Consider the following 516-nt stretch of genomic DNA (forward strand, 5'->3'; position numbering starts at 1 on the left):
AGTCTCTACAGGCAATATTGCTATACAAACTACAGACAGCACATATATCCATCCCCATAAAACAACATCCTGCGTCATAGCCAGGACAGCGAACACCACCTCGTGTATTGCCGGGGGAAAAAACAAAAAACCGGGTTAACTCTCACCGCCTCAACCTCTGCACACCATCTGGCCGTTGAAACAGGTGCCACAACATGGATCCGGGATAATACAAGCATGTGTCATGTGTCTCCAGGTGAGGAAGCTCAACCTCACATCCACTGTTCCCTTCTTCATTCACAAAATCCGATTCCGTCCCGGTTTCCGCATTTAAATACCTGGGTACGTGAGCATTACAGAGAGTTTCAGGTTCAAACTGACGATGATCGGCCTGCGGATTTCTATGATATGTACACGCTAAAAGTTCACAAAGGGGACAGACCCTTTGCCTGTGACCAGGACGGGTGCCACAAGGATTTCATCACATCCGCTCAGCTCACCAGGCATAAGCGTACCCACACAGGGGACAGGCCCTTT

The sequence above is a fragment of the Parendozoicomonas verongulae genome (genome assembly GCF_009711465.1).
GTDB lineage: Bacteria > Pseudomonadota > Gammaproteobacteria > Pseudomonadales > Endozoicomonadaceae > Sansalvadorimonas > Sansalvadorimonas verongulae.